We start from the raw sequence: 13,537 nt of genomic DNA, 5'->3' as shown, positions 1-13,537 counted from the left end.
ACGACTTGGGCGCTGTCTCAACCGTGGACTCGGCGAAATTGCACTACGAGTAAAGATGCTCGTTACGCGCGGCAGGACGGAAAGACCCCGGCGACGAAAGTACAGTTTCGTCGCCCACAACTACAGATTCGGCGGGTGGGTCAGAGGTCGACGAGGTGGCCGAGGCGGTCGCGGTGGGCGCCCGGGAGGCCGTACGCGATCTGGTCGGCCTTGGCTCGCTTGAGGTAGAGGTGAGCGGGGTGCTCCCACGTCATCCCGATGCCGCCGTGCAGCTGCACCGCCTCCTCGGCCGCGGTGACGGCGAGGTCACCGCAGTACGCGGCCGCGACGTGGGTCGCGATCTCGGCCTCCTCGGCGCTTCCGAGAGCCAGCGCGCCGGCGGCGTAGCGCGCGGCCGCGCCGGCGCCTTCGACGCTGGTGTAGAGGTCGGCGAGCCGGTGCTTGAGCGCCTGGTAGCCACCGACGATGCGGCCGAACTGGCGCCGCACCTTCAGGTAGTCCACCGTCGTGGTCAAGCACCACTGCGCCACCCCGACCTGCTCCGAGGCCATCAGCGCGGCGCCGGCCAGCAGACCGGAGCGTACGGCGTCGGCACCGTGCTCAGCGGCCACGACCACCTCGCCCGCGGCCGGGTCGAGGGTGACATCGGCGAGCTGGCGGGTCATGTCGAGCGAGGAGACCGGGGTGATCGTCGCCTGCTCGGCGGAGAGGGCCCGGATCTCGATGCCGTCGGGCGTCGCGACCGGCACCAGGAGGGTGTCCGCCTCCAACGCGCCGGCCACGGAGCGAACAGTGGTCGAGCTCGCCGAGACCCCCGAGGAGGCCGCCGCCGAGAAGGCCGCGGCCGACAACGGCACGGTCAGGGCGGCCGTCCGCTCCCCCGAGGCCAACCCGGCGAGCAGATCGGCACCTGCCTCGGTCGGCCCGGCCAGCAGCGCCGAGGCGGCCACCACCGAGCTGGTCAGGAACGGCACCGGAGCAGCCGCCCGGCCCAGCTCCTCCAGGACCACAGCTGCCTCACGGGCAGACGCTCCGGCACCGCCGTACGTCTCCGGGATCAGCAGCCCCGCGAGCCCGAGCTCGACCGCCAGCCCCTTCCACAGGACCTGGGTGAGCGACCGGTCGCCGTCGTACGCCTTGACGACCTCCGTCGGATCGCAGCGCTCGGCCAGGAACGACCTGACCGTGGAACGCAGGTCGACATCGACCTCGTTGTCGAGCAGCTCGACGTCGACTGTGCTCATCGCGGACTCCTTGATCGGTGCTGTGCTCATCGGGGGATGGCCTTCCAGGCGACGTCCTTGTCGACCCGGTGCTCACCGGGGAGGCCGAGGACGCGCTCGGCGACGATGTTGCGCAAGATCTCCGAGGTGCCGCCCTCGATCGAGTTGCCCTTGGCGCGCAGGTAGCGGTAGACGGCGTCGCGGCCGGAGAAGTCGACGTGCTCGGGCCGGACCATCGCCCAGCCGTCGCCGTCCTCGTAGCGGAGGCCGTCCTCACCGCTGAGCTCGAGATCGAGCCCGGTGAGCCGCTGGTTGATGTTGGCGAACGTCAGCTTCATCGCCGATCCCTCGGGACCGGGCTGGCCGACGGCCAGCTTCTGCCGCAGTCGCGACCCGGTCAGCCGAGCCACCTCCGACTCGACCCACAGCTTCAGGAGCCGGTCGCGCAGCTCCGGGGTGTGGTTGTCCGGCCGCGTACGCCACGACTCGGCGACGATGCCGAGCAACCCGCCCTCACGGGGCATGGCGGCGCCGCCGATGGCGACACGCTCGTTGTTGAGGGTGGCGTTGGCGACCTCCCAGCCCTGACCGACCGCACCGAGCCGGTGGGCGTCAGGGATCCGCACGTCGGTCAGGAAGACCTCGTTGAACTCGGCCTCGCCGGTGATCTGGCGCAGCGGCCGCACCTCGACGCCCGGATCGTGCATATCGCACAAGAAGTAGGTCAGACCGCGGTGCTTCGGAACGTCCGGATCGGTGCGGGCGACGAGGATCGCGAAGTCCGCGTTGTGGGCCCCAGAGGTCCACACCTTCTGCCCGTTGACGACCCACTCGTCACCGTCGAGGACCGCCCGGGTCGCCAGCCCGGCGAGGTCGGAGCCGGCGCCGGGCTCGGAGAAGAGCTGGCACCAGATCTCGTCACCGCACCACAGCGGCTCCAGGAACCGCGACTTCTGCTCCGGGGTGCCGTAGGCGAGGATCGTCGGCGCGGCCATGCCGAGCCCGATCCCGTTGCGCCGCGGGTTGTTGTCGGGAGCGCCTGCCGCCGCGAAGAGCTTGTCGACCTTCGGCTGCATCGCCCGGGACAGCCCGAGCCCGCCGTAGCCCTCCGGGAAGGCGACCCAGGCCAGGCCGGCCCGGTAGCGGGCATGCAGGAAGGCACTCGGCTCGGTCGTCTCGACCGGGTGCTCTGCCAGGAACTCCGCGACCAGGTCGCCGAGCCTGTCGAGATCGCTGTCGGGTGACATCACTGTCGTCCTTCCCGGCGTGCGGCCTGCTTGCGCAGCTCCGCCTTCGCCAACGCGTTCTTGTGGACCTCGTCGGGGCCGTCGGCGAACCGGAGGGTCCGGATCCCGGCGTAGGCGCGCGCCAGCGGGAAGTCCTGCGAGAGCCCGCCTGCGCCGTGTGCCTGGATGGCCTTGTCGAGGATCCACTGAACGGTCGCCGGGGTGGCGATCTTGATCGCCTGGATCTCGGTGTGGGCGCCCTTGTTGCCGACGGTGTCCATGAGCCAGGCGGTCTTGAGGACGAGGAGCCGCAGCTGCTCGATCCGCACCCGGGACTCGGCGATCCAGTCCCGGATCACGCCCTGCTCGGAGAGCGGCTTGCCGAAGGCGACCCGGTCCTCCACCCGGGCGCACATCAGCTCGATCGCCCGCTCGGCGAGCCCGATCGAACGCATGCAGTGGTGGATGCGGCCCGGACCCAGGCGCGCCTGCGCGATCGCGAAGCCCATGCCCTCGGTCCCGATGAGGTTGCCCGCCGGCACCCGGACGTCGGAGAAGATCAGCTCGGCGTGACCGCCGTGGTCGTGGTCGTCGTAGCCGAAGACCTCCATCCCGCGCTTGATCTCCAGGCCCGGGGTGTCGCGAGGCACCAGGATCATCGACTGCTGCTTGTGGCGTTCGGCGGTCGGGTCGGTCTTGCCCATCACGATGAAGATCTTGGCGTTGGGGTTCATCGCGCCGGTGATCCACCACTTGCGGCCGTTGATGACGTATGCGTCGCCGTCGGCCACGATCGAGGTCTCGATGTTGGTCGCGTCGGAGGAGGCGACGGCCGGCTCGGTCATCGCGAAGGCGCTGCGGATCTGCCCCTCCAGCAGCGGCTCGAGCCACTCCTTCTGCTGCGCGGCGTTGCCGAAGTCGTGCAGCACCTCCATGTTGCCGGTGTCGGGCGCCGCGCAGTTGAGGGCGGACGGACCGAGGTGGCTGCGGCCGGTGATCTCGGCCAGCGGGGCGTACTGCAGGTTGGTCAGCCCGGCGCCGCCCTCACCCGGGAGGAAGAGGTTCCACAGGCCACGCTTGCGGGCCTCGGCGCGGATCTCGCCGAGGACCGGGACGGTGTCCCAGGCCCACTTGTCGTCCTGGGCCTCGAGCTGCTCGTGGAAGACGGCCTCGTTCGGCTCGACGTGCGTCTTCTGGAAGTCCTGCAACGAGGCGATGAGCTCCTCGGTCCTGGCGTCGGGTGCGAAATCCATCAGGGTGTGTCTCCTAGTTCAGGGGCGTCGCGCGCGGCGCCCAGTGCGTGCGATGGCAAGGCGGAGGAGGAGGCAGGCCGGGGTTGCCTGTCGATCGACGACAACGCGGCCAGCGTGCGTGCTGGGCGCCGCGTAGCAGCCGATGGACTAGGAGACACGCCCTGTGTTCTCCTTCATCGCGTTGATGCCCATGTCGAGGAGCGGGTGGATCCCGTCCCCGATCGTGTCGAATCCAGGCCCCACGGTCTGGCCCTTCAGGTAGCGGTAGTGGATCCCCTCGAGGATCGCCGCGAGCTTGTAGGCAGCCAGCCCGCGGTAGAAGCCGAACTCGCTCAGGTCACGCGGGCTGGCCGCGTCGTAGCGGGCGATGATCTCGTCCTCGGTGAGCCAGCCGGGCGCGTTGCTGACGTCGGTCACGGTGCCGTCGCCGGAGACTTCTGCCATCTTCTGGTAGGTGAGCAGGATCGCCAGGTCGGTGACCGGGTCGCCGAGGGTGGCCATCTCCCAGTCGACGACGGCCCGGATCCGGTCCGTGCTGTCGGTGAGTACGTTGTCGAGCCGGTAGTCGCCGTGCACGATCCCCGGCCCGGTCGAGGCGGCCTCGGCGGCACCCACCCGCGCCTCGAGCAGCGAGTGGAGCTCGTCGGCCGCGGGCAGGTCGCGGGAGTGGGACGCCTCGAGCTGCTTCTTCCAGCGTCGGACCTGCCGGGAGAGGAATCCCTCGGGGCGGCCGAACTCGCTCAGCCCGACGTCGGCGGGATCGACCGCGTGCAGCGCGGCCATCACGTCGATGAGCTGCTCGGAGATCGCCTTGGTCCGCTCGGGGCCGAGCGGCTCGAGCTCGCGGGCGTAGCGGTAGGGCTGGCCGTCGACCTTCTCCATCACGTAGAACGGCGCCCCGAGCACCTCCTCGTCGCCGCAGAACGCGTAGGTGTGCGGCACCGGCACGTCGGTGTCGCGCAGCGCGGTGATCACGGTGTGCTCCCGCTTCATGTCGTGTGCGGTGGCGAGGACGTGACCCAGCGGCGGGCGCCGGACGATCCACTCATGGGTGCCGTCGGAGACGACGTACGTCAGGTTGGACTTGCCGCCCGAGATGTGGGTGGCGCTCAGTTCACCTTTGGTGGTCGAGCCTGTCGAGACCCCTTCGAGGTTCTCGGCCAGCCAGGGGCCGAGCCGGTCCAGGTCGAGTCCGGGCAGTGGTTCTGCCGTGGTTTTCGGGGTCCCCGCGGCGCCCGGAGCGGAGCGAGGACGTCGTGGGGTGTTACTCACGCGGCACCTCCGAGGGTGGGGATCAAACGGGTGAGCGCTGCACGGGTGCTCGCCGGGTCTGTGTGCAGCAGTGCATCGAGACCGACCGCCCGGGCACCGAGGACGTTGGGCTCTGCGTCGTCGATGAAGACGCACTCCTCGGCCGGCAACCCGAGCTTGCTCAGGGTGCGGTCGAAGATCGGCGGCTCCGGCTTTCGCATGGCGACCTCCTCGGAGATCACCACGACCTCGAACAGCGCATCGACCTGCTTGCGGGGGTAGAAGTTGCCCCAGCTGTTGGAGAGCAGCGCCAGCCGGATGCCGGCGTCGCGGAGCTCCTCGGCCAGGGCGAACATCTCCGGGTTGGGCCGCATCCCGGCGAAGAGCCGGGACAGGACGCCCTCGGGATCGACCGGGCTGCCGTCGTACGTCTCCAGGCGAGCCGCCAGGAGCCGGTCGAACTCCTTGACCGAGAGCTCGCCGAGCTCGAGGCGGTGGATCGGGGTGCCGGCGTCGGCGTAGCGGCCGAGCCACTCCTTGAGCACCTTGGTGAAGCTCTCCGGCCTGATGCCGTCAGCCTCCAGCCAGGCTCGGATCGAGTCACCGATGGGCGTGGTCAGCACCCCGCCGTAGTCGAAGATGACAGCCTTCATGCGACGTACACGACCCGTCCGACGGTGGTGCCGTCCGCCAAGCGCTGTACGCCGTCGGCCACCTGCTCCAAGGACAGCGCCTCGCTGACCAGCGGCTTGATCGAGCCCTCGTCCGCCATCCGGGTGAGCTCACGGTGGCACTCGGCGACCAGGTCGGGCGCGAGCGCGTTGTAGAGGCCCCAGTGGAGCCCGACGATCGAGTAGTTCTTGATCAGCGAGTGGTTGAGCGCCGCCTCCTGGATCCGGCCGCCGGCGAAGCCGATGATCAGGATCCTGCCCTCGAAGGCGATGCACTTGGTCGAGCGGTCGTAGGTGTCGCCGCCGACGGGGTCGTAGACAACGTCGGCGCCCTTGCCGCCGGTGACCTCCTTGACCACCTTCACGAAGTCCTCGGTGTGGCGGTCGATGACCACGTCCGCGCCGAGCTTCTTCGCGACCTCGGCCTTCTCCGGCCCACCGACGACGCCGATCACCGTGGCCCCGGCTGCCTTGCCGAGCTGGATCGCGGCGCTGCCCACGCCGCCGGCCGCGGCGTGCACGAGCAGCGTCTCGCCGGGCTGGATGTTGGCCCGGCGGTGGAGCGCGAACCAGCCGGTCTGGTAGCCGATGTAGAGGCTCGACGCCTCGGCGTCGGTGAGCGCCTCGGGCGCCGGGAACGTGGTCGCGGCGTCCATCAGCGCGAGCTCGCCGAAGCCGCCGTACGGCAGCGATCCGCCGCCGATCACCCGGTCGCCGATCTGGAACCCGTCCACACCGTCGCCGAGCGCGACCACTTCACCGCACAGCTCGACGCCGGCGGTGAACGGCAGCTCGGGCTTGACCTGGTAGAGGCCACGGCACATGAGTACGTCGGGGAAGTTCGCCGGGCTGGCCAGCACCTTCACGACGAGCTGTCCGGCTCCCGGGGTCGGGTCGGACACCTCCTCCAACTTCATCACGTCCTTGGGCTCGCCGAGCGAGCCGATGCGCCACGCCTTCATACCTGTCCTTCCACGTGCTGCCAGAGTCGGTTCATGCCGCCGATCCACTTGTCGGTCTTCGTCGCGCGCGCGGCGTAGTAGTCGGCCACCTCCGGGTGCGGCAGCACCAGGAAGCGGTCATCGGCCGTCGCCGCCCAGGCGGCGTCGGCCACCTGCTCGGGCGTCAGCGTCCCGTCGCGACCGAGCAGGCCGGCCATCTCGCCCGATCGCTCGAGCATCCCGGTCTGTACGCCCTGCGGGCAGATCGCCTGGACGACGATCCCGTGATGCCGATATGTCGCCGAGAGCCACTCCGCGAAGGCGACCGCGCCGTGCTTGGTGACGGTGTAGGTCGGCGCACCGATCATCATCAGCAGCCCCGCTGCGCTCGCCGTCACCACATAGCGTCCGGCTCCTCGCTCGACCCACTCGGGGACGAGCAGCCGGGCGGCCCGGACGTGCGCCATCACGTTGACCTCGTGCGACGCCTGCCAGTCCTCCTCGGGACAGTCCAGGCCGTGGCCGCGGTCGATGCCGGCATTTCCGTACCACGTGTCGATCTGACCGAGGTGGTCCTTCGCCGCCTCGACGAGGCGGGCGACGCCCTCGACCGAGGCCGCGTCACCGGCCACCGGATGGGCGCCGATCTGGTCGGCGGTCTCGGCCAGGCGTACCTCGTCGATGTCGTTGACCACGACGCGCACGCCCTCGGCGACGAGGCGGGCGGCCAGGGCACGGCCGATGCCGCCCGCGGCGCCGGTGACGACCGCGGTGCTGTCGGGAAGGATCGGCATCAGACGCGTCCGCCGGCGAGGGTGAGGCCGCCGTCCATGGTGACGAGCTGGCCGGTCATCCAGCTGGCGTCCTCGGAGAGGAGGAACGCGGCGGCGCCGGCGATGTCCTCCGGGGTCCCGAGGCGCTTGAGCGGGTAGGCGGCCGAGACCTCGGCCTCGCGGCCCTCATAGAGGAGCTCGGCGAACTTGGTCTTCACCACGGCCGGGAGGATCGCGTTGACGCGTACCTTCGGGCCGAGCTCGACGGAGAGCTCCTGGGTGATGTAGCTGAGCATCGCCTTGCTGGCGCCGTACGTCGCGATCAGCGGGGTCGGGGCGAGGCCGGCGACCGAGGAGATGTTGACGACCGCGCCGCCGTGCTCGGACATCCACTGCCGCCAGGCCTGCTGGACCCAGCCGATCGGCGAGAGGCAGTTGACCTCGACGGTCTTGCGGGCCGACTCTCGGTCCATGTCGATCAGGCCGCCGGCCTTCGGGTTGATGCCGGCGTTGTTGACCATGAAGTCGGCGCTGCCGAAGGTGTCGATGGCCGCCTTGACGACCTCCTCCTGGTGAGCGGGGTCATCGGCCTTCCCGGCGATGCCGAGGGCATTCGCGCTGCCACCGAGGGTCTCGACGGCTTCCGCGAGCGCCTCGGGCTTGCGCGCGGTGATGACGACCCTGGCCCCCTCGTCGACCAGGCGCTGGGCGATACCCAGCCCGATCCCCCGACTGGCCCCGGTGATGATCGCCGTACGTCCCTCGAACCTCGACATGTTCAATCCCTCGTCTGTGCTCGGCTAATCTAAGCGCTTGCTTAGGTGGTGATGACGGTCACTCTACGGGGTAGCCCAAGAACATGGAAGGTCAGAGTTCGAAGCAATACCGAGAAGTCAGTCGCGTCGCCCGAGACGTCATCCCTGCCGGCCGAGGCGTCACAAATGCAGATCGAGTTGTCACCGTGGTGACAACTCGATCTGCGTAAGTGACGTCTCGACCTGCGTACGCGAGGGCTCGGCCGGGAATGTGTAGATCTCGACGCGCGGTCGCGACGGAGGCGCTTCGCTTCCCGTCGCGCGCTTGCTCGATCTTGTCGTCGGCGCAGCTCCCCTCGCTGCGCTCGGGACCTGCTAGCCGACGACAACCTCGATCCGCTGGAACTCCTTGAGGTCGGTGTAGCCGGTGGTGGCCATGGCGCGCTTGAGGGCGCCGACGAGGTTCATGGTGCCGTCAGCGACGTGGGAGGGACCGTAGAGGACCTCCTCGAAGGTGCCGACCGGCTCGAAGGCGACGCGCTGGCCGCGGGGCAGGTCGGCGTGGTGGGCCTCGTTGCCCCAGTGGAAGCCCTTGCCGGGGGCGTCCGTCGCGCGGGCGAAAGGCGAACCGACCATGACCGCGTCGGCGCCGCAGGCGATCGCCTTGGCGATGTCGCCGGAGCGGCCGACGGCACCATCGGCGATGACGTGCACGTAGCGGCCGCCGGACTCGTCGAGGTAGTCACGGCGGGCGGCGGCGACGTCGGCGACGGCCGAAGCCATCGGCACGGCCACGCCGAGCACCGTCCGGGTCGTGTGCGCCGCACCGCCACCGAAGCCGACCAGGACCCCGGCCGCGCCGGTGCGCATCAGGTGGAGCGCCGCCTGATAGGTGGCGCACCCGCCCACGATCACCGGTACGTCGAGCTCGTAGATGAACTCCTTGAGGTTGAGCGGCTCGGACTGCGAGGAGACGTGCTCGGCCGAGACCGTGGTGCCGCGGATGACGAAGAGGTCGACGCCGGCGTCGACGACGGCCTTGGCGAACTCCTTCGTACGCTGCGGCGAGAGCGCCCCGGCGACAGTGACGCCCGAGGCGCGCACCTCGCGCAGACGCTCGGTGATGAGCTCGGCCCGGATCGGGGCCTCGTAGATCTCCTGCAGGCGCCGGGTCGCGTCGACACCGCTCATCCCGGCCAGCTCGTCGAGCAGCGGCTGCGGGTCGTCGTAGCGGGTCCACACGCCCTCGAGGTTGAGCACCCCGAGTCCGCCGAGCCTGCCCATGGCGATCGCGGTCGAAGGCGACATCACCGAGTCCATCGGCGCGGCGAGCACTGGGATGTCGAAGCGATAGGCGTCGATCTGCCAGTCGGTGCTCACCTCGGTGGTGTCCCGGGTGCGGCGTGAGGGCACAATCGCCACGTCGTCGAAGGCGTACGCCCGTCGTGCCCGCTTGGCCCTGCCGATCTCGATCTCAGTCACAGGACGGATTGTTCCACGGGACCGGATCGAGATCGGAAAGCACGCACCGACGTGAGCAGGTGACGAGCTAGCCGCGTACCGCGGTCAGCAACAGGTATTCCCACTTCATCGTCCCGGCGGTGAGGTAGCGGTCCCCCAGGTCGGCGAGCGCGGCGTCCAGCTCTACGGTCCGAGACTCGTCGTCGGCGATCCCGCGGTAGGCGACGATCGTCGGTCCGTAGCAAGCCTTGAAGAAGTCCCGGAACTCCGCGCCGGTCTCGAAGGAATCGACGGCCACCGTCCGCTTCTCGGCCCGGACGGCGGTGACGTGGTCGCCCAGCAGGCCGCGTACGTGGGCCTCGTCGCCCCACCGCGGAGGCGGCTGTGCACCCTCGGGCGGGGGCGCCATGAACGGCTTCATCGTCGCGAACATCTGGCCGATGAAGCCCTCCGGGGTCCAGCTGACCAGGCCGATCCGGCCGCCCGGTCGCACGACCCGAAGCAGCTCGGTGGCCGCCTTCTCGTGGAACGGCGCGAACATGATCCCGACGCATGACATCACGACGTCGAACTCGGCGTCGTCGAACGGGAGCGCCTCGGCGTCGGCGACCCGCCAGGTGATCGACGCGCCCTCCGAGCCCCGGGCCTGCCCGATCTCGAGCAGCTCCGGAGTCAGGTCGCTCGCGGTCACGTCCGCGCCGGCGAGGGCAGCGGGAATGGCGGCGTTCCCGGTGCCGGCCGCGATGTCGAGGACGCGGTCGCCGGCAGCGATCTCGCACGCCTCGACGATCACCTGGCCGAGCTCGGGGATGAGCTCGTCGGCGACCCGGGCGTAGTCCCCGAGTCCCCACATCGCACGGTGGCGGGCCTTCAGCTCGGGCTGTACGGGTGTTGCGGTCATGTCTCCTCCAAGACGTCGGCCCGAGAGTGGTCTGGAGCCCCAGCCTCGCTCCGAGCGCGCCCGGCCGATAGTGCCGGATCTGAACCTGAGGAGGTTCTGGATCTGTACCTGCCACCCCTTGCCACCCGTTCCCGCCAGCGGTCTACTGAGAGGAGCGGATCTCGGGCCGCACGAGAGAGGCGGTCCGATGGCGGGATACGGCCAGTTCTGTCCGATGGCGAAGGCCATGGAGGTGCTCGACGAGCGGTGGACGCTGCTCGTCGTCCGCGAGCTGCTGCTCGGCAGCACCCACTTCAACGAGCTGCGTCGAGGGGTGCCCAAGATGTCGCCGGCCCTGCTCTCCAAACGGCTGCGCACCCTGGAGCGCGCAGGCATCATCCAGCAGCGCGGCGAGGGGAAGCGCACGTCCTACCACCTCACCGACTCTGGCCAGGAGCTCGCCACGGTCGTGACCGCGCTCAACGAGTGGGGCGCGCGCTGGATCGGATCGCTGGGTCAAACCGACCTCGACCCGCACCTGCTCTTCTGGGACATGCGGCGCACGATCCCGATCGACGTATGGCCACGGCAGCGAACCGTGGTCGAGTTCGGCCTCACCGACGTCGATCCGAAGGTCGCCCGCTGGTGGCTCGTCGTCGCCGCCGACCAGGCCGAGGTCTGCGACTTCGACCCCGGCTTCGAGGTCGATGCGTGGCTCACCTGCGGCCTCCGTACGCTCACCGAGATCTGGCGAGGCGACCTCGCCTGGCCGATGGCGCTGCGCACCGAGATGGTCACGGTCACGGCGGCCGAGGACGTACGCCGCTCCCTCCCCGCCTGGCTCGGCCAGTCCTCCGCCGCCCGCGTCCCTCGGCCCCGGCCTCAGCTCCAGTCGTAGGAGAGGACGAAGCCGTAAGCCTCGCCACCACCTTCCTCGGAGAGCACCATGTCGGCCTCGCCGACGAGCCCTTCGAGGCCACCGGTACCGAGCCCGGGGATGACGGTGAGGTGGGAGCGCACGATCTTGTCGGCGTACGTCCCGCTGATCCGCCACACGCACGAGCCCTCCTGGCCGGCGATGGAGCCGGTGAAGTGCTCGTACGCCTCGAAGACCGCGCCGCCGACGGGGTTGCCGTAGGCGCCGATCATCCGCGCGGCGCCCTTGCCCTCGATCTCGCCGGTGTAGGTGTAGTCGGTCTCTGACGTCGTCAGACCGCGGTGAGGGATGTAGATTTCGTCGCCCATCTTGGTGCCCTCGCCGTCGATGTCGACGTAGGCCGCCTCCTGCCAGCGCGCGACGGTCATCGTGGTGCTCGCCTTGTTGCCGTAGGTCTTCTCAATGCTCTGTTCGGTCATGGGTCCAGCCTGCTCCGGGAGCAGGGGCGTGGGATTGAAGGAACGCGCCATATCGTTGGCGGCATGGCTGGCCACATGAAGGGCAAGGGCTATCCCGACGCGATCGTGCGGCCGGTGACCGCGGCCCGGACGATCACCACCGAGCGGTTCGCACCCTCAGCCGCACTCGAGGGACATCTGGACTACCACTGGTACGTCGGCTGGGACCTCGAGCAGCCGCACGACCAGCAGGTCATCCCGCAGCCCCGGATCCACATCGCCGCCGAGGAGGGCCGGCTGCTCGTGCACGGCATCGGGCGCAAGCCGTTCCTGCGCCGCCTGACCGGCCGCGGACACACGCTCGGCGCCTCGTTCCTGCCCGGGCTCTTCCGCCCGGTGCTCGGCAGCCCGGTCAGCGCCATCACCGACCAGGTCGTCCCCGCCGAGGAGCTGCTCGGCGTCGACGACCGGCCGGCTGCGGACCGGATCCTCTCCTCGGAGACGCCGGCTGACATGGTCGCGGTGCTGGAGTCCTACCTGCTGGAGGTCGGCCTTCCCACGGATCCGGTGGCCGAGGACGTACGCCGCTGGATGGCCCTCGCCGAGACCGACCGCTCGATCACGCGGGCCGAGCAGCTCGCGGAGCGCGCCGGGCTGAGCCTGCGGTCGCTGCAGCGGCTCTTCAGCGAGTACGTCGGGATCGGCCCGAAGTGGGTCGTGCAGCGGTTCCGCGTGCTGGAGGTCGCCGCCCGCGCCCACTCCGGTCACGTCGACTGGGCCGCGGTCGCGGCGGAGCTGGACTTCAGCGACCAGGCCCACCTGGTGCGTACGTTCCGGGAGGTCGTGGGCGCTCCCCCGGCGACGTACGCGAAGGACCTGTAGCTGTGAAGCTGAGAGCGGCCCATGGGCCACCCTCAGCATCACAACTCACGGGCCAGCAAGGCGCGAGAGTGCGTCCGCCGACGGCGAGCCGGGCTCGGCGCGGTAGAGCACGAGTCGCTGGCTGGTCTCGGGCAGCACCATCGCCTCATAGGCGAGGTCCAGCCGTCCGGCCACCGGATGCCGCAGGCGCTTGATGCCATAGCCGCAGTCCATCACCGGGTGCTCGGCCCACAGCTCGGCGAACAGGTCGCTGCGCTGGACGAGCTCGCCGACCAGGCAGCTGAGGATGTGGTCCTCGGGGTGCAGACCGGAGGAGTAGCGCAGGAAGCCGACCATCTGCAGCCCTGCGTCCCCGGGGTCGACGAAGAGCTCGGGACCCTCCGGCTCCAGGAAGAACCGGCGGACCAGGTTGGGGCGCATCGAGCGGTCCGCGTAGGGAGCGTCGAAGTCCAGCCCGTGCCCGTAGAGGCGGTGTCCGAGGTCGTTCCAGGCGAGCACGTAGTTGGCGTGGTCGACGATCAGCGCCGGACCGGGGTAGTCCATCAGCATCGCGACCGCGCTCGGCCGAGGCTCCTCCTCGCGGGCTCTCCCCGGGCCCACCCCGGCCGGCCTGGCCAGTCGGCGCAGGTGGTCGTGCTCCTCGGCGCTCAGCCGCAGCGCACGGGCGAGCGCATCGATCACCGAGTCGGAGGCGTTGTGGTGGTCGGACTGTTCCAACCGGGTGTAGTAGGTCGGCGACACGCCGGCGAGCATCGCCAGCTCCTCGCGCCGCAGCCCCGGCACCCGTCGGGCACCGTAGGAGACCACGCCCACCTCCTCCGGGCTGATCGCCGCCCGTCGGCTCCGCAGGAACTCGCCCAGCTCAGTCGTCATGGTCTCCATAGTG

The 13,537-nt window shown here is 70.0% G+C and carries 14 protein-coding genes; 2 read left to right on the top strand and 12 right to left on the bottom strand.

The genetic code is table 11. The features are described 5' to 3' along the window. Window positions 1-140: 140 nt before the first annotated feature. The 10 genes from ABZZ22_RS01955 to ABZZ22_RS01910 all read right to left on the bottom strand — a co-directional run bounded on the left by ABZZ22_RS01955 (window position 141) and on the right by ABZZ22_RS01910 (window position 10,455). A complete protein-coding gene (locus tag ABZZ22_RS01955; RefSeq protein WP_354926269.1) occupies window positions 141-1,244 on the bottom strand; it encodes an acyl-CoA dehydrogenase family protein in 1,104 nt (367 codons plus the stop codon). Window positions 1,245-1,270: 26 nt separating this feature from the next. Continuing rightward, complete coding sequence (locus ABZZ22_RS01950) at window positions 1,271-2,470, bottom strand: acyl-CoA dehydrogenase family protein (RefSeq protein WP_354926267.1); 1,200 nt, start codon at window positions 2,468-2,470, stop codon at window positions 1,271-1,273. Continuing rightward, entirely contained in the window at window positions 2,470-3,702 is a 1,233-nt protein-coding gene (locus tag ABZZ22_RS01945) for an acyl-CoA dehydrogenase family protein (RefSeq protein ID WP_354926265.1), read from the bottom strand. Before ABZZ22_RS01945 ends, ABZZ22_RS01950 begins: the two co-directional genes overlap by 1 nt. A 147-nt stretch (window positions 3,703-3,849) precedes the next feature. After that, window positions 3,850-4,974: a phosphotransferase family protein gene (locus ABZZ22_RS01940; RefSeq protein ID WP_354926263.1), complete on the bottom strand. Its 1,125-nt coding sequence runs from the start codon at window positions 4,972-4,974 to the stop codon at window positions 3,850-3,852. Further along, the gene (locus ABZZ22_RS01935; RefSeq protein ID WP_354926262.1) at window positions 4,971-5,606 is read right to left on the bottom strand and encodes an HAD family phosphatase; all 636 of its coding nucleotides are present in this window, start codon (window positions 5,604-5,606) and stop codon (window positions 4,971-4,973) included. The genes ABZZ22_RS01940 and ABZZ22_RS01935 overlap by 4 nt, the downstream gene beginning before the upstream one ends. Then, window positions 5,603-6,586: an NADPH:quinone oxidoreductase family protein gene (locus ABZZ22_RS01930; protein ID WP_354926259.1), complete on the bottom strand. Its 984-nt coding sequence runs from the start codon at window positions 6,584-6,586 to the stop codon at window positions 5,603-5,605. The genes ABZZ22_RS01935 and ABZZ22_RS01930 overlap by 4 nt, the downstream gene beginning before the upstream one ends. Further along, entirely contained in the window at window positions 6,583-7,359 is a 777-nt protein-coding gene (locus ABZZ22_RS01925) for an SDR family NAD(P)-dependent oxidoreductase (RefSeq protein WP_354926257.1), read from the bottom strand. The genes ABZZ22_RS01930 and ABZZ22_RS01925 overlap by 4 nt, the downstream gene beginning before the upstream one ends. Continuing rightward, window positions 7,359-8,114, bottom strand: a complete 756-nt coding sequence (locus ABZZ22_RS01920) for an SDR family oxidoreductase (RefSeq protein ID WP_354926255.1) — start codon at window positions 8,112-8,114, stop codon at window positions 7,359-7,361. Before ABZZ22_RS01920 ends, ABZZ22_RS01925 begins: the two co-directional genes overlap by 1 nt. Window positions 8,115-8,468: 354 nt before the next feature. Further along, complete coding sequence (locus ABZZ22_RS01915) at window positions 8,469-9,575, bottom strand: GuaB3 family IMP dehydrogenase-related protein (RefSeq protein WP_354926253.1); 1,107 nt, start codon at window positions 9,573-9,575, stop codon at window positions 8,469-8,471. Window positions 9,576-9,642: 67 nt separating this feature from the next. Beyond that, window positions 9,643-10,455 (bottom strand): methyltransferase domain-containing protein, encoded by an 813-nt coding sequence (locus ABZZ22_RS01910; RefSeq protein WP_354926251.1) that lies wholly within the window; start codon window positions 10,453-10,455, stop codon window positions 9,643-9,645. Window positions 10,456-10,642: 187 nt separating this feature from the next. On the opposite strand from ABZZ22_RS01910, the gene ABZZ22_RS01905 reads away from it, so the two are divergent. Further along, a complete protein-coding gene (locus ABZZ22_RS01905) occupies window positions 10,643-11,332 on the top strand; it encodes a helix-turn-helix domain-containing protein (RefSeq protein ID WP_354926249.1) in 690 nt (229 codons plus the stop codon). On the opposite strand, the gene ABZZ22_RS01900 is transcribed toward ABZZ22_RS01905, so the two are convergent. After that, window positions 11,317-11,790: a DUF3224 domain-containing protein gene (locus ABZZ22_RS01900; protein ID WP_354926247.1), complete on the bottom strand. Its 474-nt coding sequence runs from the start codon at window positions 11,788-11,790 to the stop codon at window positions 11,317-11,319. The genes ABZZ22_RS01905 and ABZZ22_RS01900 overlap by 16 nt on opposite strands. A 63-nt stretch (window positions 11,791-11,853) precedes the next feature. Here ABZZ22_RS01900 and ABZZ22_RS01895 point away from each other — a divergent pair, with 63 nt between their 5' ends. Further along, window positions 11,854-12,651 carry a helix-turn-helix domain-containing protein gene (locus ABZZ22_RS01895; protein ID WP_354926245.1) on the top strand — a complete coding sequence of 266 codons (798 nt, stop codon included), beginning with the start codon at window positions 11,854-11,856 and terminating at the stop codon, window positions 12,649-12,651. Window positions 12,652-12,696: 45 nt separating this feature from the next. On the opposite strand, the gene ABZZ22_RS01890 is transcribed toward ABZZ22_RS01895, so the two are convergent. Next, complete coding sequence (locus ABZZ22_RS01890; protein ID WP_354926243.1) at window positions 12,697-13,524, bottom strand: helix-turn-helix transcriptional regulator; 828 nt, start codon at window positions 13,522-13,524, stop codon at window positions 12,697-12,699. Window positions 13,525-13,537: the final 13 nt, after the last annotated feature.

The organism is Nocardioides sp. NPDC006273, from assembly GCF_040613495.1.
Classification (GTDB): Bacteria; Actinomycetota; Actinomycetes; order Propionibacteriales; family Nocardioidaceae; genus Nocardioides.
Note: the sequence above shows the minus strand (reverse complement) of the source record. Positions and strands in the feature narration are given on the sequence as shown.

Bases quoted from the DNA above. Each gene is read 5' to 3' on its own strand.
- ABZZ22_RS01945 (WP_354926265.1), bottom strand. From the start codon at position 3,702: ATGGATTTCGCACCCGACGCCAGGACCGAGGAGCTCATCGCCTCGTTG.
- ABZZ22_RS01925 (WP_354926257.1), bottom strand. From the start codon at position 7,359: ATGCCGATCCTTCCCGACAGCACCGCGGTCGTCACCGGCGCCGCGGGC.
- ABZZ22_RS01905 (WP_354926249.1), top strand. From the start codon at position 10,643: ATGGCGGGATACGGCCAGTTCTGTCCGATGGCGAAGGCCATGGAGGTG.
- ABZZ22_RS01895 (WP_354926245.1), top strand. From the start codon at position 11,854: ATGGCTGGCCACATGAAGGGCAAGGGCTATCCCGACGCGATCGTGCGG.
- ABZZ22_RS01930 (WP_354926259.1), bottom strand. From the start codon at position 6,586: ATGAAGGCGTGGCGCATCGGCTCGCTCGGCGAGCCCAAGGACGTGATG.
- ABZZ22_RS01955 (WP_354926269.1), bottom strand. From the start codon at position 1,244: ATGAGCACAGTCGACGTCGAGCTGCTCGACAACGAGGTCGATGTCGAC.
- ABZZ22_RS01890 (WP_354926243.1), bottom strand. From the start codon at position 13,524: ATGACGACTGAGCTGGGCGAGTTCCTGCGGAGCCGACGGGCGGCGATC.
- ABZZ22_RS01920 (WP_354926255.1), bottom strand. From the start codon at position 8,114: ATGTCGAGGTTCGAGGGACGTACGGCGATCATCACCGGGGCCAGTCGG.
- ABZZ22_RS01935 (WP_354926262.1), bottom strand. From the start codon at position 5,606: ATGAAGGCTGTCATCTTCGACTACGGCGGGGTGCTGACCACGCCCATC.
- ABZZ22_RS01950 (WP_354926267.1), bottom strand. From the start codon at position 2,470: ATGTCACCCGACAGCGATCTCGACAGGCTCGGCGACCTGGTCGCGGAG.
- ABZZ22_RS01910 (WP_354926251.1), bottom strand. From the start codon at position 10,455: ATGACCGCAACACCCGTACAGCCCGAGCTGAAGGCCCGCCACCGTGCG.
- ABZZ22_RS01900 (WP_354926247.1), bottom strand. From the start codon at position 11,790: ATGACCGAACAGAGCATTGAGAAGACCTACGGCAACAAGGCGAGCACC.